This is a genomic window from Shewanella putrefaciens (assembly GCF_016406305.1).
In the GTDB taxonomy this organism is placed as follows: Bacteria; Pseudomonadota; Gammaproteobacteria; order Enterobacterales; family Shewanellaceae; genus Shewanella; species Shewanella putrefaciens_C.
Map to the genome: position 1 here is coordinate 3034305 of NZ_CP066369.1, position 26390 is coordinate 3060694.

The 26390-nt window shown below is 45.4% G+C and carries 28 protein-coding genes; 4 read left to right on the forward strand and 24 right to left on the reverse strand.

Annotation, left to right across the window (positions count from 1 at the left end):
* Positions 1 to 122: 122 nt before the first annotated feature.
* The 22 genes from JFT56_RS13165 to JFT56_RS13270 form a co-directional block, all read right to left on the reverse strand.
* Entirely contained in the window at positions 123 to 1463 is a 1341-nt protein-coding gene (locus JFT56_RS13165; RefSeq protein ID WP_198780520.1) for a sigma-54-dependent transcriptional regulator, read from the reverse strand.
* Complete coding sequence (locus tag JFT56_RS13170) at positions 1456 to 2538, reverse strand: sensor histidine kinase (RefSeq protein WP_198780521.1); 1083 nt, start codon at positions 2536 to 2538, stop codon at positions 1456 to 1458. The genes JFT56_RS13165 and JFT56_RS13170 overlap by 8 nt, the downstream gene beginning before the upstream one ends.
* 110 nt (positions 2539 to 2648) lie before the next feature.
* Positions 2649 to 4082, reverse strand: a complete 1434-nt coding sequence (locus tag JFT56_RS13175; protein ID WP_198780522.1) for a sigma-54 dependent transcriptional regulator — start codon at positions 4080 to 4082, stop codon at positions 2649 to 2651.
* Between the two features lie 286 nt (positions 4083 to 4368).
* Positions 4369 to 4779, reverse strand: coding sequence for a flagellar export chaperone FliS (gene fliS, locus JFT56_RS13180; RefSeq protein WP_198780523.1), 411 nt, complete (start codon positions 4777 to 4779; stop codon positions 4369 to 4371).
* A 6-nt stretch (positions 4780 to 4785) separates the two neighbouring features.
* Complete coding sequence (locus JFT56_RS13185; protein WP_198780524.1) at positions 4786 to 5106, reverse strand: flagella biosynthesis chaperone for FliD, FliT; 321 nt, start codon at positions 5104 to 5106, stop codon at positions 4786 to 4788.
* Positions 5107 to 5135: 29 nt separating this feature from the next.
* Positions 5136 to 6506 carry a flagellar filament capping protein FliD gene (gene fliD / locus JFT56_RS13190; protein ID WP_198780525.1) on the reverse strand — a complete coding sequence of 457 codons (1371 nt, stop codon included), beginning with the start codon at positions 6504 to 6506 and terminating at the stop codon, positions 5136 to 5138.
* Between the two features lie 42 nt (positions 6507 to 6548).
* Positions 6549 to 6935: a flagellar protein FlaG gene (locus JFT56_RS13195; protein ID WP_198780526.1), complete on the reverse strand. Its 387-nt coding sequence runs from the start codon at positions 6933 to 6935 to the stop codon at positions 6549 to 6551.
* Between the two features lie 138 nt (positions 6936 to 7073).
* Entirely contained in the window at positions 7074 to 7892 is an 819-nt protein-coding gene (locus JFT56_RS13200; protein WP_198780527.1) for a flagellin, read from the reverse strand.
* A 256-nt stretch (positions 7893 to 8148) separates the two neighbouring features.
* Positions 8149 to 8970 carry a flagellin gene (locus JFT56_RS13205; RefSeq protein ID WP_198780528.1) on the reverse strand — a complete coding sequence of 274 codons (822 nt, stop codon included), beginning with the start codon at positions 8968 to 8970 and terminating at the stop codon, positions 8149 to 8151.
* 102 nt (positions 8971 to 9072) lie between these two features.
* Positions 9073 to 10284: a flagellar hook-associated protein FlgL gene (gene flgL / locus JFT56_RS13210; protein WP_198780529.1), complete on the reverse strand. Its 1212-nt coding sequence runs from the start codon at positions 10282 to 10284 to the stop codon at positions 9073 to 9075.
* 11 nt (positions 10285 to 10295) lie between these two features.
* Positions 10296 to 12221, reverse strand: a complete 1926-nt coding sequence (gene flgK / locus JFT56_RS13215; protein WP_198780530.1) for a flagellar hook-associated protein FlgK — start codon at positions 12219 to 12221, stop codon at positions 10296 to 10298.
* Positions 12222 to 12261: 40 nt separating this feature from the next.
* Entirely contained in the window at positions 12262 to 13416 is a 1155-nt protein-coding gene (gene flgJ / locus JFT56_RS13220) for a flagellar assembly peptidoglycan hydrolase FlgJ (protein WP_198780531.1), read from the reverse strand.
* A 17-nt stretch (positions 13417 to 13433) separates the two neighbouring features.
* Positions 13434 to 14525 (reverse strand): flagellar basal body P-ring protein FlgI, encoded by a 1092-nt coding sequence (locus JFT56_RS13225; protein ID WP_198780532.1) that lies wholly within the window; start codon positions 14523 to 14525, stop codon positions 13434 to 13436.
* A gap of 11 nt (positions 14526 to 14536) precedes the next feature.
* Positions 14537 to 15211, reverse strand: coding sequence for a flagellar basal body L-ring protein FlgH (gene flgH, locus JFT56_RS13230; RefSeq protein WP_198780533.1), 675 nt, complete (start codon positions 15209 to 15211; stop codon positions 14537 to 14539).
* A gap of 11 nt (positions 15212 to 15222) precedes the next feature.
* Positions 15223 to 16011 carry a flagellar basal-body rod protein FlgG gene (flgG, locus tag JFT56_RS13235; RefSeq protein ID WP_198780534.1) on the reverse strand — a complete coding sequence of 263 codons (789 nt, stop codon included), beginning with the start codon at positions 16009 to 16011 and terminating at the stop codon, positions 15223 to 15225.
* A gap of 10 nt (positions 16012 to 16021) precedes the next feature.
* Positions 16022 to 16765, reverse strand: a complete 744-nt coding sequence (gene flgF, locus JFT56_RS13240) for a flagellar basal-body rod protein FlgF (RefSeq protein WP_198780535.1) — start codon at positions 16763 to 16765, stop codon at positions 16022 to 16024.
* Between the two features lie 171 nt (positions 16766 to 16936).
* Positions 16937 to 18298 (reverse strand): flagellar hook protein FlgE, encoded by a 1362-nt coding sequence (gene flgE / locus JFT56_RS13245; RefSeq protein ID WP_198780536.1) that lies wholly within the window; start codon positions 18296 to 18298, stop codon positions 16937 to 16939.
* Positions 18299 to 18365: 67 nt separating this feature from the next.
* Positions 18366 to 19130 (reverse strand): flagellar hook assembly protein FlgD, encoded by a 765-nt coding sequence (gene flgD / locus JFT56_RS13250; protein WP_198780537.1) that lies wholly within the window; start codon positions 19128 to 19130, stop codon positions 18366 to 18368.
* Between the two features lie 24 nt (positions 19131 to 19154).
* On the reverse strand, positions 19155 to 19571 hold the full coding sequence (gene flgC / locus JFT56_RS13255; RefSeq protein ID WP_198780538.1) for a flagellar basal body rod protein FlgC: 417 nt from the start codon (positions 19569 to 19571) through the stop codon (positions 19155 to 19157).
* Positions 19572 to 19573: 2 nt separating this feature from the next.
* Complete coding sequence (gene flgB / locus JFT56_RS13260; RefSeq protein WP_198780539.1) at positions 19574 to 19978, reverse strand: flagellar basal body rod protein FlgB; 405 nt, start codon at positions 19976 to 19978, stop codon at positions 19574 to 19576.
* Between the two features lie 144 nt (positions 19979 to 20122).
* Complete coding sequence (locus JFT56_RS13265; protein ID WP_198780540.1) at positions 20123 to 20962, reverse strand: CheR family methyltransferase; 840 nt, start codon at positions 20960 to 20962, stop codon at positions 20123 to 20125.
* A 105-nt stretch (positions 20963 to 21067) separates the two neighbouring features.
* A complete protein-coding gene (locus JFT56_RS13270; RefSeq protein ID WP_007646385.1) occupies positions 21068 to 21988 on the reverse strand; it encodes a chemotaxis protein CheV in 921 nt (306 codons plus the stop codon).
* A 205-nt stretch (positions 21989 to 22193) separates the two neighbouring features.
* On the opposite strand from JFT56_RS13270, the gene flgA reads away from it, so the two are divergent.
* The 3 genes from flgA to JFT56_RS13285 all read left to right on the forward strand — a co-directional run bounded on the left by flgA (position 22194) and on the right by JFT56_RS13285 (position 23728).
* Positions 22194 to 22901 carry a flagellar basal body P-ring formation chaperone FlgA gene (flgA, locus tag JFT56_RS13275; protein WP_198780541.1) on the forward strand — a complete coding sequence of 236 codons (708 nt, stop codon included), beginning with the start codon at positions 22194 to 22196 and terminating at the stop codon, positions 22899 to 22901.
* A 75-nt stretch (positions 22902 to 22976) separates the two neighbouring features.
* Positions 22977 to 23300, forward strand: a complete 324-nt coding sequence (gene flgM, locus JFT56_RS13280) for a flagellar biosynthesis anti-sigma factor FlgM (protein WP_198780542.1) — start codon at positions 22977 to 22979, stop codon at positions 23298 to 23300.
* Between the two features lie 2 nt (positions 23301 to 23302).
* Positions 23303 to 23728, forward strand: a complete 426-nt coding sequence (locus tag JFT56_RS13285) for a flagella synthesis protein FlgN (RefSeq protein ID WP_198780543.1) — start codon at positions 23303 to 23305, stop codon at positions 23726 to 23728.
* Positions 23729 to 23859: 131 nt separating this feature from the next.
* Here JFT56_RS13285 and JFT56_RS13290 read toward each other — a convergent pair whose 3' ends face one another.
* Positions 23860 to 24309: an LPP20 family lipoprotein gene (locus JFT56_RS13290; protein ID WP_198780544.1), complete on the reverse strand. Its 450-nt coding sequence runs from the start codon at positions 24307 to 24309 to the stop codon at positions 23860 to 23862.
* Positions 24306 to 24938: a FlgO family outer membrane protein gene (locus tag JFT56_RS13295; protein ID WP_198780545.1), complete on the reverse strand. Its 633-nt coding sequence runs from the start codon at positions 24936 to 24938 to the stop codon at positions 24306 to 24308. The genes JFT56_RS13290 and JFT56_RS13295 overlap by 4 nt, the downstream gene beginning before the upstream one ends.
* A 285-nt stretch (positions 24939 to 25223) precedes the next feature.
* Between JFT56_RS13295 and JFT56_RS13300 the strand changes: the two genes are divergently transcribed.
* Positions 25224 to 26390 carry a flagellar assembly protein FlgT gene (locus JFT56_RS13300; RefSeq protein WP_198780546.1) on the forward strand — a complete coding sequence of 389 codons (1167 nt, stop codon included), beginning with the start codon at positions 25224 to 25226 and terminating at the stop codon, positions 26388 to 26390.

The following is a 26390-nucleotide window of genomic DNA, read 5'->3' on the forward strand; positions in this document are numbered from 1 at the left end:
TAAAATAGGCCTTAACTGCGGCTAAGGCCTATATATCGCGGAAATTACTCACCGAGGTGCTTTTTAATCATAAGCTTATCTGGGCAATTGTTAACTGTGGCTAATAGTTAACTGAGCAATAGCTAACTGGGTAATTGAATACCCATATCGCGCATTCGAGCCATTTTATACCTTAGGGTTCTTGCACTGATCCCCAGCTTTTCAGCAACCAACTTACGACTGCCTTGGCATTGGGCTAAGGTTTCTAAAATGATCACATGTTCCTGCGCTTTTAGCTCTTCACCCAACCCATCCGGTTCTGCGGCAAACTCCATGTCATCCGCGCTTAACGGTACATCTTGAGCATCGATAATAATGTCATTGGCTGTAATCACGGTGCCAGAGCGCAGGATCAAAGCTCTTTGGATCACATTATCTAACTCACGCACATTGCCTGGCCAGCGGTGACTTAACAGACGACGACGGGCATGCTCATCCAATTCTGGTACTTCAGCAACATTGAGCACTTTGGCATGCTTAGCAAGTAAATGGCAAGCAAGCGGAAGAATATCCGCGGGCCTTTGATTCAGTGCAGGCCATGTTAGCGGAAAAACGTTAATACGATAGTAGAGATCTTCCCTAAATCCCCCAGCCGCAACGACCGCTTTTAAGTCGCGGTTAGACGTTGCTAATACCCGCACATCAAGCTTAATCGTTTTACGACCGCCTAAACGCTCAACTTCACGCTCCTGCAGTACCCTTAGCAATTTCGCCTGTAAACCTAAGTCCATTTCGGATATTTCGTCTAGCAATAAGGTACCGCCCTGGGCCTGCTCAAACTTCCCAGGACATGCCTGATAAGCACCGGTGAAGGCGCCCTTTTCATAACCAAAGAGCGTGGCTTCGAGCATATTTTCAGGAATGGCGGCACAGTTAATGGCAACAAAAGCTTGTGCTGCACGGCTACTGTGTTGATGTATATAGCGTGCTAACACTTCTTTACCCGAACCACTTGGCCCCATGATCATCACGGATGCATCGGATACGGCAACGCGCTCTGCGAGTGCAAGTAACGCCAGACTCTTATCATCGGCAACGACGGGTTGATCGCTGTTTTGCTTCAAGGGCAAATAACGGGACACTTGATTTAACAGTACTTCAGGAGCAAAGGGTTTTGCCAAATAATCAACGGCGCCTAATTTAATCGCGCTAACCGCACTGCCAATAGTGGCATAGGCTGTCATTAATAATACTGGCAGTTTAGGGTGATGTTGCTGGAGATAATGCAGTAAACCTAACCCGCCAATACCTTGCATCTGCACATCGCTTATCACTAAGTCGAATGAGTGTTGTTTTAAAGCGAGTATGGCTTCTTCACCCGATGCGACATCGATACAGTCGTATTGCGCTAACATTAATGTATCGAGTAGCGCCTCACGCAGTGAGGCATCATCTTCAACTAACAGCAATTTAGCTTCAGACATGGGGCTTCTCCAAAGGCAATACGGTCGCCGATTTAGCCCTAGGGAAAGCTAATGAAACAGTGCAACCTCGGTTAGGCAAACAACTTAAGTGTATTTGACCACCGTGATTACGCACAACCGATTGCACCACGGCTAACCCCAGACCCGTTCCCTGCGCTTTGGTCGTGAAAAATGGCTCCAATACTTTTTGCTGCATATTCGCATCTAAGCCTTTGCCATTATCAATCACCTCAAGTAATAACTGCTCGGCAGACTCAGTCGCGACGATACGAATTTCGCTTGCCCCCGCTTCTAAGCTATTCATCACGAGATTATTAATCGCGGAGCTAAGCGCATTGGCATTAGCCAGCATTAAGCTGCATGAGGTATCGGTAAAGGACAGTGTGCAATTCTGCTTCGCCACTATGGGCTCGCAATTGGCCATGACATTGGCTATCACATTCTCAAGGGCAATCAATTCACCTAATTCATCTTGACGCCCTTTTGCCATTAACAACATATCATTGACTTGTCGTTCAAGCTCATTAAGCCTATCGACCAATTTCTGTTGAAATTTGATTTTCGCCGCTTCGGATAACTTGGGGCTGGCGAGATTAGAGGCGTACAGCAAGGCGGCAGAAAGCGGTGTACGTACTTGATGCGCTAAAGTCGCGACCATTTTCCCGAGGGCGGATAAACGTTGGAGGTGTGACAGATTTTTCTGTAACAGGCGCGTTTCAGTGAGATCGGTCAAGACAATTAATTGCCCCGGCTCGGGGGTGAGTGGTGTAATAGCCAACTTAACGCGGCGACCATTACGCAAAGAAACTTCATGCCCATCATCCTCTTGGGGGGCAAATGCCGAGTGGATAACATCGATCCAACGAGCACCACGTAGCGAGTGTTCGAGCAATTCCACTGCAACAGGATTCGCGTCGATGACCATACCATCACCATTTAAAATCACCACGCCAGAAGGCATAGCCTGTAAAATATGTTCCATTCTATTGGACATATTTGCGGCCTCACGCAGTTGGTTCCATTGCTTGCTAGTGTGCTTGAATGTCTCAATTTGCGCTAGTGGGTGGGCTGACATAGTCTCACTCCGTCAAAAAATTGCTTATGACGGAGTGACTGCAGGTTTTATGCCAAATTAAAAGATGAATTTCTGATGTAAAATCAATTGAATAACAAAAAATGATGCGACTAATCTTTTGTCATCCCGTACTTACGCATTTTTTCCACTAAAGTGGTTCGACGTATACCGAGCATCTCTGCGGCACGGGCAACTATATTATCCTGTTGCTCTAATGCTTGACGGATCATGTCAATTTCGAGTTCTGCCAATAAATCCTTCAGATTGACTCCCTCCGGCGGCAATTCACTTGGAAAACGAGTTTCAGGAATTTCAACGGGCTCTTCACTAGTGAAGATAGACGCTAAGGCATCACGCTCCTGTTGTTCTTCGCTCATTTCAACACAGTATTCAGGGACATCTATATGGCGATATTTAATAGGCAGATCATTCACATCAACCAAACCGCCAGGATATAAAATGGTTAAGCGTTCAACGAGATTTGATAACTCTCTAACGTTACCCGACCAGGCATGCTCTTTTAAGGACTCGATGGCCCGCTGGGTAAAACGCACTTTACCACGGCCTTCGTTGTAGACTCGGCTAACCAACTCCTGCAGCAATAAAGGTACATCGTCCCTACGCTCACTCAGCGCCGGCATTTCAATGGGAAAAACATTGAGTCGATAGTAAAGATCCTCCCGGAACTCATTACCCGAGATCATGCTTTCTAAATCCCTATGGGTTGCCGCGACCACTCGCACATCGGCATTAATCGTTTTAGTGCCGCCCACTCGCTCAAAAACCCGCTCCTGCAATACGCGAAGTAATTTCACTTGCATTTGCAACGGCATATCACCGATTTCATCGAGGAATAAGGTGCCACCTTCAGCAAGCTCAAAACGTCCCTTGCGGGAGCTTATCGCACCAGTAAAGGATCCCTTTTCGTGCCCAAAAAGCTCACTCTCGAGCAATTCCGGAGGAATAGCACCACAGTTCACGGGAATAAAAGGACCATCACGGCGCTCAGAAAGATAGTGGATATTACGGGCCACCACCTCTTTACCCGTACCAGATTGTCCTAGGACTAAAACTGTTGCATCTGAGGTTGCCACTTGATTAATCAAGTGTCTCACATTGGCAATACCTTCACTGCGCCCGACTAAGCTCCTAAATAGCTTAGTTTGATTGGCACTTGTGGGTACTTGAGGGCGCTTTACTTGGCCGTAAACTTGGCAAAAATGCAGCAATTCGGTTAACTGAGGGTAACTAAGCGGCTCTTCAATTTGCCCAAGTACATTCGATACTTGAAGATCACCAATATCACCGAGTAGCAATATAGGTTGCCACTGGTACTGACCAGCGAGCGCTTTTATTGCATCAATGGTTGTATTCTCGGTACAAATAACCAAAGCACGATAACGGGTCTCTTGGAGGCAAGTGCTTAGTTTTTCGATGGCAATTGTTTCAATTTGCTCACCCAAAAATTCAAAAATGCAACACAGGCGACTTAAGCGCTCTGATGGGGTTCCGACAAGTAAAATTCGTTGATCTGTTTGCATCATTCAGTAGGCCGTAAAGCGCTAATAGGTATTAATTCGCATTAATTATTTATGATTAGTTGCTGTAAAAGCTTAACAAATTCAATGTAACAATCTGTGCCACCATCACTACTGTGATGAATATTGTATTATCAGCAGTCGAGAAGCAAGCTTCGGATGCGGATTATGCCAAACTGAATTCATTTTAGTTCATTTATGCCATGATTCTAGTTAAAACAGTCAATAAATTGACATCAGCCAAAAAAAAGACGCACTCAGTGCGCCTTCTTCCTGTTGATCTATAACCCAATTAACTCGCTTCAGTATGGGAGGACACATTATGCTTATCCGCTGGGATAGCATCCCAACCTTCTTTGATCGTGCGTAAAATATCGCATACATCATCAATGGCTTTTACATCATTATTTAGATTGGCTTCGGATATTTTTCGTAGCATAAAGTCATAAAGGTCGCTTAAATTTCTCGCAATCTGCCCACCGGCATCCATATTCAAACTATTACTTAATCCAGTAATAATGCCGATAGCTTTATTGATATATATACCTTTATTGACTAGATCATTTTGCTCAATCGCATAACGACTCTGTGCCAAACGTTGAAGCGCACCAGCAAACATAAGCTGGATGATTCGATGCGGTGAAGCCACGGTAATTTCACTTTCTAATGAAACCTTACGATATGATTGCAGTGAACCTCTCATAAACACCTACCTATTTGAATCTATAGTCTCGTAAACACTGATCTTGCGCTTATTCTTACTACCTGCATGTAATAAGGCTTGCCTGTCAGCCATGATAATACTTGCCTTACTTGTAAAGTCTTGAGTAAGCTCAAGCTGACGCTGAAGATAGTTAGCATCCGTCATATCGGCATCAGTGACTAATACATTGAGTAAAAGTTGACGCTCTCCAACCATAATATGCAAATTATAGACCAAGTCGTCAGTTTGAAAATCTTCGGCAGGAATTCGTGTCAATTGGCTAAGAAGTTCACTCAATGCAATATTCAGTTCATCAAGTTGTTTCACGAGCTTATCCCCTTACTGTTCCAATAGGACTAACTCTTTTTGACCGCACCAGGAAGCGAATTTAAGCGATCGACTAATCCGCTACTTTGTTGATTTAATTGTCCAACAACTAAATCCATCGCATTAAATTGTTTAGTTAAACGCGCCGTCAGTTGATCCATTTTAAGGGTAAACGCTTCCCTTTGGTCAGCAAGGCGGTTCTGTTGGTTGGTATAACTGGTTTCTCGATCGGCAATCAAACCGCGAGATTTAACATAACTATCAGCAAGATCATTAAATCGGTTTGCAAGCCCTTGATCTGGCTTTGAAAACAATGCTTCTATGTTAGGCATATCTTCAGAAAGCGCTTTAGTCAGCTTAGTGTCATCAATAGACATTTTGCCGTATCGATCTGTTTTAATACCTATATCATACAGTGCGATCGAGCCACCATCTTCAGTTGTGACTCGCTCACTTGAAATACTACGTAACTGGGACTCAATAGAGCGGATCATAGAATCGCCCTGTAATGCCGCAGCTGTCTTTTTATCTTTATCGTAGGCCGACATCTTATCAACAGCTGTTGCTAGGCTATTATAGGCATCGACAAAAGCTTGAATATTGGTCTTTACAGCATCGTTATCTTGTTCGATTTTAACCGTTGTCGTTTTAGCAACATCTGCATCGGTTAAATTAAAAGTAACACCATCTATGGCATTTTTGATTTCATTTGATTGTGAGGTTACTTTTTGATTATCAATGTAAATAACTGCATTTTTCGCGTCTTGAAGGGTAGAAATATTCCCAGCGCCAAACATATCATTAATGCCTGTGCCTGAAGTATCATTGGCAGTAATACTGATTTGATTATCTTCGCCCGTTTCATCGGAGCTAAACACTAATTGGCTTCCCGCATCAGTGGTAATGACAGTAGCTGTAACACCCACATTATCAGAAGCTTCATTCACTTTTTTAGCTATTGCGGCTAAAGAGTCAGTTGCGGCAATATCGACTGAGAAACTTTTACCATTGACTCCGAAATCTAAACTTCCTTCACCAACAGGCAAAGTAGCATCGGCCACACTTTGTCCAGCGACCTTATGGCTGACGGCAAGTTGCTCAACCTTAATGCCATAACTTCCTGCTTGAGCGGTTTTATCTGCAGTCGCCTTCAGGTAAGTTTCATTACTTACAGAAATTTTCCGCTGATTTAGTGCATCGCCCGTTTGTAATTTTTTGATAGCATCTTGAAAAGTAGACAGCGCACTTTTTAAGCTTCCCATGGCAGAAACTTTGGCTTTAATACTGTCTTCGGTTTTATTAAACATCGCCTCTTTCGGAGTTTTTTCAGCATCAACTAACACTTTTACAATGTTAGCGATGTCCAAACCTGAACCGATACCTGTCGCTGTTAATGCCATATCAACCTCTACTCATCAATACTCACTACATTCGAGTGAGTCTTATGCCTCTGTTTTCATCAAAAGCCCTGTCACTTCCGACAGTTTTTCAGCTAATTTCAACGCTTCTTCACTCGGCATTTGTCTTATGACATCACCAGTGTCTCTATCTAAGACAGTTACAACTGCTTGACCTGAGTTTTCATCAACCTTAAATGCGAGACCTTTACGCATCATAGACATCATATCAGAAAGTTCGGCGGCAACTTGAGTTAACTTACCTGGATCCTGTTCATTATCCGCAGCATCTGCTTCCATTGGTTGCCCAAGCGCCGATACGTTAGAATCACGTTTCAACTCCGCATCTGCAACCGATGTTTTTGGCGGTAATTGTGCTAACTCAACTCTATTTTGGACCAGAGCAGATGAATTTGCTATATGGATATCCATAGCCATTCCTCACTATATTGAGTATTTGTTTTCATCAATTGTTCAAACAAATACATCATAAAGTTTAATCACCATTTATGTAGCAAAGGGAGATCCGTCGCCGAACCTCCCTTAAAACCATTTCACTTCAGTATGTTATTACAACAGTGATAAGGCTACTTGAGGTAATTGGTTAGCTTGGGCCAACATCGCAGAACCAGTTTGTTGTAACACTTGGTTCTTAGTCATTTGTGACGTTTCTTTAGCAAAGTCAACATCCACAATACGGCTCTTCGCATCGGCAACGTTAGCTTGAGTATTAGCACTGTTGCTAATGTTGTGAGCTAAACGGTTTTGTACCGCACCTAAATCAGCACGTTGTGTATCGATCGTTTTAATGGCTTTATCAATTGCCGCGAGTGATGATGCACGGTTTGCAGAAGTCGCAAGCACCAATCCACTAATTGACAGAGATGCTTTATCTGTTTTCTTCACTTTTACTGTAACATCTTCGCCTTCTTGGTGACCCACTTGGAACACTTTTCCAGTAGAGAAGCCACCTTGCATTAATTTTGTACTACCGAAAGCAGTTGTTTTACCAATGTTGTCAATTTCAGTAACTAACTGATCTATTTCAGCTTTCAGTGCTGCGATGTCGTCGGTACTGTTTGCACCGTTTTCGGCTTGAACAGTCAAATCACGCATACGCTGTAACATGTTAGTCTGTTCTTGCATTGCACCTTCAGCGATCTGCGCAATTGAGATAGCATCGTTGGCATTACGCATACCAACTTCTAGGCCGCGTACTTGGCTATTTAAACGGTTAGAAATTGCTAAACCAGCGGCGTCATCTTTCGCGCTGTTAATACGCAGACCACTGGATAAACGTTCCATTGATGTGGCCAAACCACCAGCAGATGTATTTAAGTTTTTCTGTGCTTTTAAAGATGTGACGTTAGTGTTTACTGTAATGGCCATGATCGTTTCCTCTTTATACCTGGCTTGTTAGCTAAATTTGCCTGTCTACTTAAGCCAGGCGGGTCTTAGTGGTTACAGTATATTTAACGGCAGCACCTTTTTTATCTTTAGGATTATTTTTAAAAAATTTTTACTTTTTAAAAATAATCTATTTTTCATGATGATAACTATTTTACCCAATAAAAAACTTTGCCTACTTTTCTAGAAAACTAGAAAAAGTAGGCAAAAAACACTTCCATACGCTCGCGTGACTATATTAGCCTAGGAGGGATAACGCCACTTGCGGTAGTTGGTTAGCTTGAGCAAGCATCGCCGAACCCGTTTGTTGTAACACTTGATTTTTCGTCATTACCGACGTTTCTTTAGCAAAGTCGACATCCACAATGCGGCTCTTCGCATCGGCAACGTTTGCTTGAGTATTAGCACTGTTACTAATGTTATGGGCTAAACGATTTTGTACCGCACCTAAATCGGCACGTTGTGTATCGATCGTTTTAATGGCTTTATCAATTGCGGCAAGTGATGACGCACGATTTGCCGATGTTGCTAAGTTTAAGCCTGTCACCGATAACGATGTTTTATCCGTTTTTTTCACTTTAACGATAACATCCTCACCTTCCTGGTGGCCAACCTGGAACACTTTTCCAGTAGAGAAGCCGCCTTGCAACAACTTTGTATTACCAAAGGCAGTACTTGTACCAATGTTATCAATTTCAGTGACTAACTGATCCATCTCAGCCTTCAATGCTGCAATATCATCAGTACTGTTTGCACCGTTTTCAGCTTGAATAGTCAAGTCACGCATACGCTGCAGCATGTTTGTCTGTTCTTGCATTGCACCTTCAGCAATCTGCGCAATTGAGATAGCATCGTTAGCATTTCGCATACCAACCTCTAAACCGCGGACTTGGCTGTTTAAACGGTTAGAAATAGCTAAACCCGCAGCGTCATCTTTGGCGCTGTTAATACGCAGACCACTAGACAGACGCTCCATAGATGTCGCTAAACCACTACTGGAGGTATTTAAATTTTTCTGTGCCTTCATCGAAGTCACGTTGGTGTTAACGGTAATAGCCATATTTTTTTCCTCTTCTAAGTATCTTGCCAAGACTTCGAAGCTTGGCCATTTCCAATCTTGAAACTACCTGTGTATTTAGGTTGTTATCCCCAAATATCACGCTTAAATATAATCAAACAGGGAAACAGAACCCACTTTACTAAACACGCTAGAGACTGCGTTCAATGCAAGCTGTTGCTTTTCAAATTCCGTAATCGCTGACGCATAATCGAGATCTTCCAATAAAGAGAGTGCGGATGAATTCACCACTTTCTCCTCTGTGTGAGTCTCTGAGTAATTTTCGACAGCCTTCAGATTATTCCCCGCCACACTTCTGGCGGAACTTATCTGATTAACGCCACTATCGATATTATTCAATATCTGTGCCAACTGCGCCCGACCTTGCGGTGTGTTCGCAGAATTAGGATCCTCAATCAAGGCGATGGCATTGCTTATCGAGTCAAAAATGCTCACTTCAGCTTGGGGTTCCATGCTGAAACTATCGCCAGCACTAGGTTTACCGTCGATTTTGACTTCAATACCATTAAAACTGACCGGAGTGCTTGCATCAAAATTAGCGACGTTTGCTACCGGATTATTCGCCGAATCTAGCACCTGTAAATTGACTCCACCGGCACCATTGTCAGAAAAATTAAATGTATACGTATCAGCTACATATGTTGCTTGATTTGCGATTTTTGCTGTATCAACATTGAATTCTCCCTGCTGGCTGGCCAAATAATTGACGCTATAATCACCAAGTCCATTAGGGGCCTTCATAAATGCCATATCACCGGGAACGTTAGTACCAAGGGCAACGCCTGTTTGAACTAAGCTGTTTCGGGTACCTGAATCACCGCTATAGACGATTTTGGGCGGTGTTGAGTTATCAAAGGCAAAGGGTTCTTTATCTGTACTGAATCCAGAAAACAGGTAATTTCCCGATTCATCCTTGCTATTGGCGATAGAAAGCAACTCATCTAGACTTCCTTTCATTTCATCGGCAATCATTTGCCGCTCAGTTTCAGATAGAGTGCCGTTTATCGCACGCATGACTTGTTCCCGCATTGAGCCAGCCAAATCTTCAGCACTGCCTAACTTGCTCTCTGCCACGCCGAGGCGGTTAGTTGCGTAGTCAATATTCTTCATAAATTGATCGACTAGCGCATTTTTCTGGTTCAGATTATCGATCCCCAATGCCGCCACAGGATCATCGCCGGCGGTATTCACTTTCTTACCTGTGCTTAATTGATCGAGGATCTTGCTCGTCGCGGTTTGCTTTTGCAGCACACTGGTAATGCTTTGATTAAAGATCTGCGCGGATGATAATCTCATGGTTAAATCTCCTAACGCACTGAGGTCAATAGGGTGTCAAAAATTTCCTGGGCGGTCGTCATGATCCGCGCAGAGGCTTGATAAGCTTGCTGAAAACGCATTAAATTGGCGGCTTCTTCATCTAAGTTAACCCCAGATTCGCTTTCGACTCTCGCATAGGCTTGTTGGTACACGGCTTCGGCGCTGCCCACTCGCACTTCGGCGGCTTTTGTCTTACTGCCAATGTCGAGCTTAGTATTTTCAAAAACATCCGCGAGGGTTGACTTACCGCCATTCATCACTTTGGTTTCACTCAGCTTAGCCATAGCCACAGCGTTGGAGTTATCTCCCTCGGCGAAGGATAAATCGAAGGTAAACTTGTCACCCGCAGCCGCGGCACTGCTGTCAACCTCAAAGGTAAAACCAAAGGCACTGATACTCGGGGGCGTATAAGGTGCAGCGGCACCGAGTGATGCACCTGTGGCATCGAATGCCTCATAGGTTGGAGGGATCACTGTGGTATCGAGTTGAATAGTCAACTCGCTGCCAGTCACAGGAAAATTTGCGTCGCTGCGATTACTAATCTGCGTTAGTTTGACTTGAGTATTACCCGAGTTCGCCGTATCTGGGGTGATTTTAGGTGAAGCCGCCGCAATGCCCTTAGGATCTGTCATCACAACTTCAATGCCATTGGCAGCCCCCGCCGTTGGGCGGATTGCAAACCTGTCCCCGGATGCCATGGCACCCGCTTTAATATCGATAGAAAATCCGGCACCACCTTCTAACTTAGACCCGTTTAAGGTCAATGGGGTGATAGCCCCAGATTGCGTGTCCCTAAGCTCATAGGTCGCAGGTGCGGTAAACGACAATTCGTAGGCTCCCCCCGTCAACAAATTAGTGTCATCGATAGTCACACCTAAAGTTGCGTTCCCCGTGTTATCTGAATACCCACCAGCTCGGCCTAATGACATTAACGGATCGTTGATATCTTTGAAGATATCCGCGCCCACTTGGCCATTTAGATCGAATCCCTGCGCTTGTAATTTATTAAAGCTATCGGCTACACCTAAGGCGAGTTGGTCAAGCTCAAGGCCCGCTGGTATTAAGGTTTGCTCACGGTATTCAAACAATGCACCTAACTGCCCGCCCAATTTACTGGGATCGGCAGGGACGCTATGCGAGCCGATGCTTGACATCAGCTGCAACTCATTGGGGAATGGATCGCCTGTTTTAGTGTCCATTGTCATCGCAATTTCACCGGAAACCAGCATCACAGACCCACCTAACATGATGCTTTTAGCGCCATTTTCTAGGAGGATCACATTCACCTGCGCATATTGGCTCAGCTCTTGGACTAGGGCATCTTGCTTATCGAGCAACATGGCATCTTGATTTGGCGACTTCATCAACTCGAGGTTTAAATTGGCAAGCTCGGTACTGATCTCATTGATGCGCTTGGTCATGCCTGTGATTTGATCGTTGGTTTGACTAAGTTGACCGTTCAAATGAGACTGCATCTGATTCAAACTGCTCGCCAATAGTTTGGCATCATTCAAGGTTGAACTACGAATGCCTAAGTCAGCGGGCAAGTCTGCCAGGCTGTTTAGGCCAGAAAACAGCCCATTTAAACTCTGTGGCACAATTTTACCAATTTGAGAAAACAGTTGGTCCAGTTCACTCAGCTTGCCATAGCTCGCTTCTGCGCCACTTAATGTGGTTTGACCTATGCGTAATTCTCTTGCGGCATAATCATTGTAAATACGTTTTACATCAGAAACATAAGTACCAGTTCCGTAAAAGCTATTGCCAAGACGCTGGGATTCCAAGGTGGTCTGAGTGGCCACTTGGCGGTGATAGCCCGCAGTGTTGGCATTGGCGATGTTATTACTGGTCACACCCAATTGGGATTGGGAAGCCAGCACACCGGTACGGGCAATAGTTAATAGATCGATAGCCATTAGCCGATACTCCTCAAAACTAACATCCTATGAAGAATGATCATTTGTCTTCTCCTGGCAGTATCGACTTCAGCTCTTCACTGATGGACTGCATCACTTTGATGACTTTTTCAGCATATTTAGGATCGGTGGCATAACCCGCATCCTGCAATGCACGGATAAATTGGCTCGGTGAAGCGGCCACTTTTTTCGCATCTTGATAACGATCACCATCGGCAATAAAGGAGACAAAATCATTAAAACTGTGCTCAAAATCGGTATAAACCCGAAAATCGGCTTTTTGTCTCACGGCGATACCCTGTTCAAACTCCAAGGTACTCACGTTAGCTTTATCCCCTTGCCAGCGGCGATCGGCTTTAATATTGAATAGGTTATGGCTAGGAGCCCCATTATTGCCACGGACAATCTTTTGTCCCCACCCCGTTTCTAATGCCGATTGTGCCAATAGGACTTCGGGTTTTGTCCCGAGGGCCTTTGCCGCTTTTTCTGCATGGGGATATAAGGTCGCCAAAAATTCTTCGCGGCTGCCGAACTTAAGTGTTTTTTGGGTTTCCCTAAATGCCGCCGTCGGCAAGATTTGGCCGCTTATCACAGGTTCAATGGGTGACAACGGCTGTTCAGACCAGGTAGGTTTTGGCGCATCTATGGCCAGTAACCGCTCGGGTCTATCTATGTCTAACGAGGATGTCACGCCATCGGCATGGTCGGCTTCAAAATTAGGCCTTTCAATGGCTGCGGGTACGCCTGCATTGACATTGGCCGCCTCGCCCAACGCATCCGAAGCAGAAGCCGAAACGTTTTGTGCTGGAATATGAAGAAATTCATCATCATGTTGCAGTTTAGAACCACCGTCATTACGCAGCACTGAAGCTGGGGTAAACTGGCTCGATTCTGGCGATAACTGCTGTACCATCATATCCGCAAGGCCGAGTACGCCTTTATCCGATAAATCGACGGATAACTGCTGGTCCCGCATCTGCTCATAGAACTTAGTGTATTGACTGTTGAGCGGGCTGTCTGACTCGAACACGGCATTGGCATCCCGCATACTTTTCATCAGCATTTGCACAAAAATGCCTTCAAATTGTTGGGCGACTTTCTTCAAGGCGCCCTGCTCATCTTTCTGAGCCTGGGCGCGCAGGGAATCGAGCCCGCCCAGATCAAGAAAATGTGATGAACTTGAAAGCTTTTCCATGATTTTCCCGACAGAAATTAGATGATGATAAGCTCACCATGCAAAGCACCTGCCACTTTTAACGCTTCGAGGATAGCAAGCACATCTGAGGGCGCAGCGCCCACTAAGTTTACCGCTCTAACTAATTCATCTAAGGTCGTGCCAGGATTAAACATAAACATCCGACGGTCGCTTTCTTCCACCCCTATGGTGGAGTTAGAGGTCACAACAGTCTCGCCATTGGCTAAGGCATTAGGTTGAGACACCTGAGTCGCTTCGGCAATAGTGACTGTAAGTCCGCCATGGGTCACCGCTGCTGGCAATAACTTGACGTTCTGCCCCACCACAATAGTGCCTGTCCGTGAGTTAACAATGACTTTGGCTGACTCATCTGCGGGTTCTACATCAATATTTTCTAAGGTCGCGAGGAAAGAAACTCGCTGTGACACATCCCTTGGGGCGCTCACTTGTACTGAGGTTGCATCCAATGGGCGAGCCATATCTGGGCCGAGCAGCTCATTAATGGCATCGGCCATGCGCTGCGCGGTAGAAAAGTCGGAGCGACGTAGGTTAAACGTCAAATAATCGCCACTTGAAAAAGGGCTTGCGACACTGCGCTCAACAATGGCGCCGTTAGGAATGCGTCCTACCGTTGGGGTATTTTGAATAACCTTTGAACCGTCTAAACCATCGGCACTAAAACCGCTGACCACTAAGCTGCCCTGGGCAATTGCATACACATTACCGTCAACCCCTTTAAGGAAGGTTTGCAACAAGGTGCCGCCACGTAGGCTTTTAGCTTCACCTAGGCTTGATACGGTCACATCTAAATCTTGACCGGGTTTGATAAACGCTGGCATATCCGCATGCACGGCAACTACGGCAACGTTCTTGATTTTAGGCCTAAAATTATCGGGCAAGTTGATGCCAAAATTTTTCAGCATTGTCATAAAGGTTTGTTCGGTATAACGCGTTTTTTCACCCGTACCCGGCAAACCGACCACCAAACCATAACCAATTAACTGGTTACTGCGCACCCCCTGCACATTGGCAATATCCTTAATGCGTTCAGCTTGGCTAGGGTGAGTCAACACGAGCATGGCAAGGGTTAAGATCAGTTTATATTTCATGATACGACTCCTTAGAAGGGCCACCAGTCGCTCATAAAGAACTGGCTCAACCAGCCAACTTTTTGAGCATCCGCGAATGTACCTGTACCACTGTATTGAATACGGGCATTCGCCATACGCGTTGAATCGATAGTGTTATCGGGTTTTATGTCCTGCGAGCGAACAATGCCTGTCACGCGAATAAACTCATCGCCATTGTTGATTGAAATCCACTTTTCACCGCGCACCACAAGATTACCGTTGTTCAGCACTTGCATCACGTTGGCGGAAATACTGCCATCGAGGCTATTGCTTTGATCTGCATCGGCTTCTCGCTTAGTGTTCATGCTGTCTTTGTAGCGTAAATCGATTGGCACACCGCTGATAGTCACATTACCGCCACCTGCATAGATAGGATCGAGGGTCATATCAGAGCCCTTCTTGATCTCATTATTCGCGCTTTTCTTCGCCTGAGTCGCTTCCTTCAACACAATAGTAATGATGTCACCGACCTTGTGAGCGCGAATGTCCGAATATAAGCTCGCAGCCTGACTATCCTGATAAATAGACCCCGTTGCCGCTATTTTTGTCGGCGGAGCTTCGGGATAAATCGGTGCATAAAAAGGATCGTCTGCAATCGGTTTTTTCTGCGTCGAGCTACAAGCGCTAAGCAAGAGAGCCGCGGCCAATATGAAATATCTAGCCATGATATGTGCCTCTATAGGTTCTGATTCACATAAGCCAGCATCTGATCTACCGCTGAAATCACTTTAGAGTTCATCTCGTAGATACGCTGACTTTCAATTAAATTCACAAGCTCTTCGGTCACATTGACGTTAGAGGTTTCTAACGCGCCTTGACGAATAGCCCCCATTCCATCAAGCGAAGCCGTGCCTTGGATAGGTGTGCCGCTTGCCCCCGTCTCGGTGTAGAGGTTTTGTCCCATAGGATCGAGACCCGATGGGTTAATGAAATCCGACATACTGAGCTGACCTACCACCTGATTTTCTGCGGCGCCCGGTGTTTTTACCGACACTTCACCTTCGGCAGAAACCGTAATACTGGTAGCATCCTCTGGGATAGTGATCGCAGGCTGCAGCACAAAACCAGAACCTGGCGTAACTATCTGCCCGGTATCGTCTAAGGTAAATTGGCCATTGCGGGTATAAGCCGTAGTACCATCGGGTAATTGCACTTCAAAAAAGCCAGGGCCTTCAATCATCAGATCGAGTGAATTGTCCGTTGTCAGCATATTGCCTTGGGTGAACATTTTTTGAGTGGCAACCACCTTAGTACCCGCACCGATATTTAAGCCATTGGGTAATTTAGTGTTAGAGGCACTAATGCCCCCCGCTTGGTTAACGGTTTGATATAACAAATCTTCAAATACCGCACGGCTCTTTTTGTAGCCCACAGTGCTGGCGTTGGCGACGTTGTTTGAAATCACCGCAATGTCAGTTTGCTGTGCGTCTAAGCCAGTTTTACTAATCCATAACGCCGGATGCATAATCTATCTCCTAACTAATACGCATTAATGAAGATGAAGCGCGATCGTTTTCTTCCGCGGTTTTCATCATCTTGACTTGCAATTCAAACTGGCGCTGTAGGTCAATCAAAGACACCATTTCATCTACTGGATTAACGTTACTCCCCTCCACCGCACCGCTCTCAACATAGACACTGGGATCGGCGGGGGCATCGTCACCCGATACAAGGCGGAATAACCCATCCTCGCCACGCATCATCTGCGCATTACCGGGATTGACGAGTTTTAATCTACCCACTTCCTCCACCACATCCGCAGTGGCACCTTGGGGACGAACGGAAATAATGCCATCTTGGGAAATTGATACTTTGTCAATCGGCAGCGGCAACACAATTGGCCCCGCATCTCCCATCACAGGGTTTCCCCTGTCGTTATGCAATAAACCTGTTGCATCAAAACTTAAGCTACCGGAGCGGGTATAGGCCTCACCGCCATCTTGGGCCTGCACCGCAAACCAACCATCGCCCTTAATGGCAACGTCAAGATCCCGTCCTGTGGTTTTAATCGGACCAGAGCGAAAATTAGCCGACGGTGTTTCGACCATGGCAAACACCCGGGATGGCAACCCTTCACCAAAGGCTTGCATCGTTCTGGCTTGAGCCATATCCGCTTTAAATCCATCGGTATTTGCGTTGGCTAAGTTGTTGGCACGCAGCGCCAACTCATTCATATTTTGCTTAGCGCCACTCATGGATATATACAGGAATTTGTCCACAGACTGCTCCGTCAAATTTTCTACCTGACCATAACAAAGCAAGCATCATGCCAACAAAATTAGCAGCTAATCGATTGATAAATTAGATAAATAGAAAGGAAAAACCAGGGGAAGCCTAAAAGAGGCTAAGTGTTGCCGCCTGCGGCAACACTTAGTACAACCAAGATAGAATTAACGGATTTGCAGAACTGTCTGTTGCAGGGTGTTATTGACTTCCAGCGTTCGAGAGTTCGCTTGGAAGTTACGCTGCGCAGAGATAAGATCCACCAGCTCAGTGGTTAAATCGATATTCGATTGTTCCAATGCCGATGAACTAATACTACCGAAAGTACCGCTATTAGCCTGACCCGCTAATGCTGGGCCCGACTCTAAACTCGCCTTCCACGAAGTATTACCCACTTGGGTCAAGCCTTGCTCGTTAGCAAAGCGCACTAATGCCACTCGAGCTAAGGGCACTGTCGACCCGTTAGAATAACTGGCGGTGATGAGACCATCTTCGCCAATCTCAACGTTCGTTAAACGGCCCACAGTGGTACCATCCTGGGTCAGCTCAGTCGCGGCAAAGGGAGCCGCGTATTGAGTCGGTGCATTAAACTTAATCGTTAAGGTTTGAGTGCCATCGGCTCCAGCCCCCAGAACACCTGCGCCACCAATGCCTAAGGTTTCTGTGGTTATCGTCGCAGGATCGCTACCAGTGTACACCCCCACTGAGTTGAACTTTAACACTGAACCTTTCCAACCACCCGCAGTTTGGGCCGCACTCGTTGCATCTGGGTTACCATCACCCGTAGTATCGGTTTGATAAGTTCCGGCAGGTCCCGCAAGGTCCACTTGTTTACCATCAACGGCGTAGTAGGCAACCCAGTTGCTTTCACCGTTATATGAACCATTAGTAGGCTTAACAAAGTAGGTCGTCATGACATGTGGCTCACCGAGTGAGTCATAAATCGTCATCGAGGTAACGTTGTTGTAGGTTTTGGGATCGAGTGGATCAAATGCGGCGGGATCGAGCGCACTTTCTTTTGCATTCAAATTCATCTGCAAGCTGACGTTTTCAGTCTTTACAGGACTACCCGCAGTATCAGGGATCTGTACCGGTTTAGCCGTGGTTAAGCTGACAGAGGTTGAGTTCCCATCTTTATCTACTGGGAACGTCTGTAAAAAATTACCTGCTGAATCAACCATATAATTATTTTTATCGACTTTGAAAGCACCCGCGCGAGTAAACTGGTGATCCAATGTGCCGATCTCAGACGCTGTCACGAAAAAACCGCCCCCTTTGATCGCCAAATCTAAGGAGTTATTGGTCAACTGCAGACTACCTTGATGGAATTGCTGAGCGACTTGGCTCGTCGCCACACCGCCACCAACAGCCGTCTTTGAGTTGGAAAAAATCGAATTAGCGTAAACATCCGCAAATTCAGCGCGTGACTCCTTAAAGCCAATGGTATTCGCGTTGGCAATGTTGTTCGCCGTAGTGTTTAAATCTTTCTGCGCGGCGGAAATGCCACTCAATGCAATGTTAAACGACATAATTCACCTCTACATTTGACTCAATTCAATTGCGGACGACTAACGCCCAATTCAAATTCTGACGATTTTAAGTTTCAGACACGGCTAAGACATCAGATAACTTGATCCCCATACCGCCCCTCAGGTTTAAAATCGCCCCTGTGCTAGCGGTACCAAGGGAAACACTGGTCACATGGGCGTATGTCGAAACCGCTAAATCCTGTGATTCTCCGTCGACTAAGCCACTGGCTTTAATCGAGTAATTCCCCGCCGCGACAGGCTGACCATTTTTATCTAATCCATCCCAATTCACTGCCACGTTACCGCCTTCACTGCCATCCACAGTAAAGGTGCTAACAACCTGCCCTTTTTCATCCTCAACGCGGACGTTGATCACCGGAATTTTATCGGGAGTACTGATCACCCCTTTCAACGTTGGGCTCTCAGCTGAAATATTGCCAGTATCCGTTGGGATCAGTACTTTACGTCCCACAAGCCCTGACGCTTGCAAAGCTTGGCTAGATGTCATCACACTGTTTAAATTGACAATTTCATCATTTAATTTCGAAATACCATCCACAGTGGAGAAAGAGGCCATTTGCGCAATCATCTGGTCATTGTCTACGGGCTTGAATGGATCCTGCATAGACAATTGCTGACTGAGTAACGAGAAGAAATCATCTTGGCTTAATTGCTGACTCTTCGCCTCTGGGACAATCGACTCTTTCGGCAAACGTATGCCATCCAAAAATGGATTACCCGTTGAACTGGTTGTCGTATTTGGCGTCACAGTATTCGATTGACTCTTAGTTTGAGTCGTCGGCGCTTGGTTAAGTTGGTTAATGAGGCTCACAGCTTACCTCCTAAAAAACGCATATTATTTACCCATCCCAAGTGTTTGTTGCAGCATAGATTTAGCTGCTTCAGCGACTTGAACATTCATTTGATATGAGCGCGAAGCAGATATCATATCTGCCATTTCTTCCATGACATTCACATTCGGCTTATAAATAAAGCCATCGGCATCCGCCATTGGGTGATCCGGCGAATACTCTTTTAAAAGGGGTTTATCACTCTCAACAATGCCTTTTACCGCAACGCCCTGGGAAGCTTGTTGTTGGCTTTGCGCTTTGGCCATTTCCGCTTCAAAAATGGGATGGCGGGAACGGTAGGTTTTATCGACACTGCTCGAGACTGCATCGGCGTTAGCGATATTACTCGCCGTGGTATTCAGCCGGACCGATTGTGCCGACATACCAGAGCCTGCGACATCAAAAATGCTAAATAAACTCATGATTAATCCCCTCTCAGCGCCTTTTTCATGCCGCTAAATTTGCTGTCTAGAAACCCCAATGACATTTGATACTCGAGGGCATTTTGCATAAATGCCGATTGCTCTTGCTGAATATCCACAGTATTGCCATCACCGGTATCTGGTTGATTGGGCACACGAAACTTAACATACTGCCCGGTCAATTCAGCTAGGCCGAAGTGTTGCTCGCCCGTTGTCATTTCTAGGCTATTTCGCTGCTGCTGTTGGCTACGGGCGACTTGCATTGCTGCAGAAAAATCGACATCGCGGGCTTTATAATGTGGCGTATCAGCATTTGCGATATTACTTGAAATCACTTCGGCACGTTCTGCACGTATACCTAAAGTGAATTGATGCACACCCAGTGCCTTGTCAAAGTTGATCGCCATAAAATTGCCTCCATCGTGTCACTCACGGAAATAAAGCAATTCATGTGCCAAAAGAACAAAAATTCAGGTAAACGGTGATAATGGTATATTGCGGCATAAAAAATTACCGACAAATGTCGGTAATTTTTTAATTAAATTGGTAGGTTACATTTTCTTCTGATAATAAATCCCCGGATTACAGCGGACCATATCAAATTCGTCCGTTAATCCAGCAATCGACTCCGAAGCCCCCAAGAAGAGGATCCCTTTAGGGTTTAAAGCGGCAGCAAATTGCCGCAAAATTTTTGCTTTTGCCTCTGGTGCAAAGTAGATCAGCACATTGCGGCAAAAAATAATGTCAAACTTGCCCAGCAAGGTATAACTCTCAAGCAAGTTATGGGCCCTGAAGTTAACTAAACGCTTAACATTGTCTTTGAGCTTCATATTGCCAGAGGGCAAGGGATCAAAAAACTGACGCTTACGTTCCTCTGATAATCCACGGGCTAAGGCGAGACTATCATATTCCGCATTCTTACAACGCTCGAGCATGGAAGGAGATAAATCGGTTGCTTGAATTGTCGCGCCGCCGCCAAGTGCCCCTGGTTTTTTTTGCTGATATTCCAAAATCGTCATGGCCAACGAATAAGGTTCTTGTCCAGATGAGCAAGCTGCGGACCAAATTTTTAATGGACGACCTAAACGACTGTATTCGGGTAGCAACACATTATTGAGCAATTCGAAAGGATAACGGTCACGAAACCATAGGGTTTCGTTGGTTGTCATTGCATCTATGACCTCAGCCCTCAATGCGCGCTCCGTTGGCTTCATTGAATGCTTCACCACATCAGACAAAGAAGGGAGATTATATTTTCCCATCAAAGGAGCAAGACGACTGCGCACTAGGTATTGCTTATTTTCACCCAGTACGATGCCGCTGTGTTGTTCTAGGAACAACCTAAATTGATTATATTCAGCCTCAGCGAGTGATTTATTTGGCACATTCACGTCCTAGATCCTATAGCAAGCACCAAAATCAGTGCAAAACCATCATGTTATAAGGGCTAGATTATAGCGTAAAGCTCAACTACACACTAACCCATACTCAATCACTTACAAACTTAGATGTTTGTTCACTGCCGCAGCTAACTCATCGGGGTTAAATTTTGCAATAAAGTCATTGGCACCCACTTTCTGCACCATTGCTTGGTTGAACACCCCACTTAAAGAGGTATGTAGCACCACTTTAATATTTTTGAGCTTAGGATCGTCTCTAATTTCGGCGGTTAAGGTGTAACCGTCCATTTCAGGCATTTCAATATCTGAAATAATCAGCGGGATCTCATCCGCCACATTATTCATTTCACTGGCGATGGCTTTTAACTTATCCAAGGCTTCGCGGCCATCTTTTGCCGTATCGATTTGTAGATTCAATGACTCCAGCGAACGGATAATTTGCTTACGGGCAACAGCCGAATCATCGATAACCATAATATGATAGTGCTGTGTTCTATCTAAAGTTAACTGCTCATTAACTTCATCACTGATCGCCGTTTTGACTGGCGAAATTTCATCCAATATCTTTTCTACATCAAGGATTTCAACAAGTTCACCTTCGATCTCAGTCACTGCCGTTAGATAAGAGTAACGACCCGCACCTTGGGGCGGCGGCATGATGGCCTCCCAGTTCATGTTGATGATGCGCTCAACCGAACTGACCAAAAACCCCTGAACACTGCGGTTATATTCCGAAATAATAATAAAACAATTTTCCGTATTGGCGAGCGGACGGCCACCTGTGGCAGCACTCAAATCGATCACTGAAATGGTGGTTCCACGGATGTGAGCGACGCCTTTAACATAGGGGTTAAGTTTAGGCAAAGCGGTCAGTGGCGGGCACTGCAAGACTTCTTTCACCTTAAACACGTTAATTCCGAACCGTTGACGGCCATTTAACTTAAATAACAAAAGTTCTAAACGGTTTTGACCAACGAGCTGGGTTCGTTTATTGACTGAATCAAGAATACTCGACATAACTCTGCCTTGTTGCTCTGTTTATGTACGTCCCTAAGACTCGTTTGAGTATAGGCATATTAATTGCTTACATCTTATTATCGATAAATACGGTCGAACCTGAGTCAAACTTCTGACACCGATCCCTAGGTTAAACAGGTATCATCAGCTTCGAACTTGGTAAAAGTATAGGTGCATTCTGGCGTTACAAGCTAGTCTCTTCATTATGAAAGTAAATTTAGTCTGTTTTTTGAGTCTTATCGCCACGTTAATGCCAACAACCGCATCGGCAGAGCCCACTGTGCCCACCATATCGGCGATATCCGAATTAGCTAAAGCCCTTATTCGTGAAAAAATATCGCCACCCGACAATGCAAAAGTGAATATCGCCCCCCAAGCAATTGATGAACGAATGTTACCGTCAGTCTGCAACACCCCGATTAAAGTCGAAATGGCGACGGAACGTGAAATCAACCGGAACAACACAGTCAAAGTCAGTTGTGATACGCCGGATCTTGCCTATCCTTGGCAAATATTTATCTCGGTTCGAGTGGATATTTTATTTCCAGTCGTCGTTGCAACACAAACCTTGGCGCCAGGGGAGCTTATCAACCCAAGTCAAATTGAAGTGCAATATGTAGATCAAAATAGTTTACGTGGAATGCAATTTGATGATCCTAGCCAACTTTCTGGAGTGCGCGTTAAGCGCCGAGTTGCCAAAAACGCTCCTATATTTGCCAATAATCTTTGCTTTGTCTGTAAGAATGATGCCGTCTCTATTTATGCGCGCTCTAGTTCTTTAGTATTAAAAACAATGGGCGAAGCCCTGCAGGATGGCAATAAAGGTGACCAAATAAGAGTTAAAAATAGCAGTTCAAACAAAGAATTAGATGCTATAGTCATAGGCATTGGCGAAGTTGAAGTTAGAATGTAAAATACGCTAAAGCTTTTCTGTAAGCTGCCGATACCCCAGTTAAGAAATCCCGTATACCCGACGCTGGAGCCTAACATGGCAATTGATATTAGCAAACTCAACACCGGAACCACTTCGCAAGTACGTTCAGGTACAACAAAGACAAGCAGCGAACAGTCTGCGCAGGTGGCAGCTAAATCTTCACCACCACAAAGAAGCGACTCAGTCGTCATTACAGCTCAAGCTCAGCAATTACAAGGAGCTCAAACTAAAATGGCAAGCTTACCTGAAGTCGACCAAAAGAAAGTGGCCGAAATTAAACAAGCCATTGCCGAGGGCCGCTATAAAATCGATCCTGAAAAATTAGCCGCTAATATCGCCAGCTTTGAAGCTGAGTTAAATGACCTTAATAAAGAGTAACTATGACAGAAATAGCTAAACTGGTTGATTTACAACAAGCCCATTTGGCTGTTCTTAAGCAAATAATACTCAAGGAAAAAGGCGCTTTGGTTGACCAAAACGCCGATTTGCTATTGTCGCTTGCCACTGAAAAATCCAACTGCCTTAAAGACCTTCAAGCAAACGATAACCTTATCGCCCAACACAGCGATAAGCCCCTGCTGACTCAGCAGAGGGAACTGACCCATAAAATGGCGGCGATTAAAGAAGCCTTAGCTGAATGCAAAGAATTAAATGCCCAGAATGCCAGCCTGATAGAAATGAATTTAGCGAGCCTGAATCGTTTCGCCCAAGCGCTACAAGCCAGCCGAAATGCCACTAGCCTCACCTATAACGATAAAGGCAAAACCTCGACCATTTCGAGTTTAGGCAATGACTTAAAGGCGTGATAAGCCCCCTTTCCTACTTTTTTAAAATATCCCCATGGCAATGCCAAAGCAAAGCCGCACAGATGTGCGGCTTTGCTTTGGTTATCGAACTCGCGTTACCGAACTAGTGTTCTACTGTCGTTACCGTTTTGCTAAAAGTAAGTCACTTCTTTAATCCGCTGCGGACGGCTCTGTTGTTGATACAACTGCCATACCTTAGCAAAATCAAGCTCTAACTCAGTCACATAATGATCACCCGCCGGGTAGCTCTTTATGACTCGCGCACCACGGATCACCCCAGAAACCGACGCTTTAACATTATCGTCAGTCAACATCCAATCACTCACACTGCTGTTGGCAGTGATGTTTTGGCCATAGACTTGTTCGGCTAATTCACGATAAGCGACAATTTTAGAGGCTTGCATCGCCATCAGCACTTTTTGTGACAGTTCCTTCGCAGGTTGGGTCGCCAATGGCGCATAACCAATAGCAGTCAACTTAGGGAAACTGGGCGGCGGAACATCTTCCCACTGCACATACTTATCTTGGGTTGCGCAGCCGCCGATTAACAGCACCATTACCAATAATAGGTAGCGTTTCATTTTCCATCTCCTAACACACGCACTTCATTCATACCTGGGCTCGCCTGACGATATAAGATGCCATCCTGCGAGATCACTTGCTCCGATAGCTGCATATAATTGCCAAGCTCTTTTTGGGTCACAAAAGCCTGCGAAGCTGAAACCACACGGTTATTGCTCACATTCACAATACGGGCATTAATCGCCATGCCATTCGTTGTGGGGCTCATGGTAGACACCAGAAGATGCTCAACGGGAAGATTTGTCGACAGTTTTTGCCAGTCCCGCGTCAAAATAAAGTCCCCATCCGCAGTCACCCGCAGTCCATCACCTAAATTCAAATCCACCACATTGAATTGAAACTGATGTAAGGATGTCATCAGCCCCTGTTGTAGCTGCTGCGCCAGAGCATTAGTGCTACTCATATCCCCCACTAAAACGGGAGTCGCAACGACTATAGGCTGATCGGAACGCAATGCATCATTTTGCTTAACCAATTCAGTGACTATTCGTTGGGATAAATGATTGATCATCGCCGTTGGCGGTAAACCATTGCCATCCACTAAGCTAGGTTTCGGTGGCGCAACGGGCTGAGTTACGCATCCACCTAACATCAATAATGTCAGGGGAATGATCACTTGCTTTAGCATTGGGTCTACCTCATTTATAAAATACCGACAATTGTATGACTCACAGGTTTATGCCATAAAAAACTGCAAATTTCAGACCAAAGCGAAGCATTAGTTTGAACATTAGGCTAAACATTGCACTGAAATAGTCCATGTATACGCACTTTATCGACAAAAACAGTGAAAACTTTATCTTCAGTTCCCATCGAATAAGGCACAGAATTTGCTTTTAGCGGTAGATAAGAGGAAATGTCAGTAAACCGACTTCCTGAAAATTGACAGCAACACAGCGTTAGGGACTCATAAATGCACATATTAAGATCCGCTTCGTACATTATGTGGAGCCTTGCATTGCTCGCTATGCCTGCAAAAGCAGAATGGGTTGAAGCCAGTGGTGAAGCCTTAATCACCAATAGCAATATCGCCCAAGCAAGGGAAGAAGCCATTAACCAAGCGATAAGCTACGCCACCCTCAGCACTGGTATTCAAATATCCAGTCAGCAGCAAACCTCGAACGGTAACCTGACACAGAATAACTTCGCGGTAAACCGCAATGCACAGGCCATCAGTATTCAGCTGGTGAGTGAACGCATCCAAGGCAACAAAATCTATGTCTCACTCAGACTCGATTTAAATGATGACCCGACCCAGCAATGCCCCGCAGGGCAACTCAAGGCGGCAATTCTCATCCCGCAGGCGCAAATGAAAGATCGGGCACAGCTAAGATATGGGCAACTATCAGGATTTGAAGAAGCTATCTCCGAAAAACTCGCCAATAGCATCGATGGCTATTCCTCCACCAGTTTTACCCACTTGCATGCCACAGAAAGACTCGACATCGACCAAGAATTAACCGATATCCGCGGTTATCGACTGCCAAGCTGGTTGAGTGAAATCACCGACAGTCAATATATCTTGCTACAGCAAATTATTGATATATCAACAGAACCTACGCAACCCACCTTTATGGGCCTATGGGATGAAGTCCCGCAGAGACAATTCCAATTTAAGCTCAACCTCTACCACGGGATCAGCGGAGAAGCCGTCTGGAGCAAAACCTATAGCACTTCGGCCCCCTGGGAATTTGAAGAGCAAGCCATAATCTCCCCTAACAGTGATAAATTCTGGCGCTCGGCCTATGGCAGGAATATCAACCAGTTAATGCAAGAGGCAACCCGAGATCTGGACAACACGCTCAATTGCCGGCCGCTACTCGGTCAAGTTGTCAGCCGCCAAGCCGATAGGATCATCATAAACTTAGGCCGCAAACACGGTATTCGTGTGGGGGATAAGCTCCAGATCGTTTTGCAGCAAAATTTACCCGACAGGCTCAATGAAATGCGCGCCATCGCAACAAAAAGCCGCGCTACGGTAAAAATTGAACAAGTGAGCGAAGAAAGCGCCACCGCCGTACTCGTAGACCAAAATGCGGCTTACAATGTACAGATAAACGACATCGCGCTTAAGATTTAA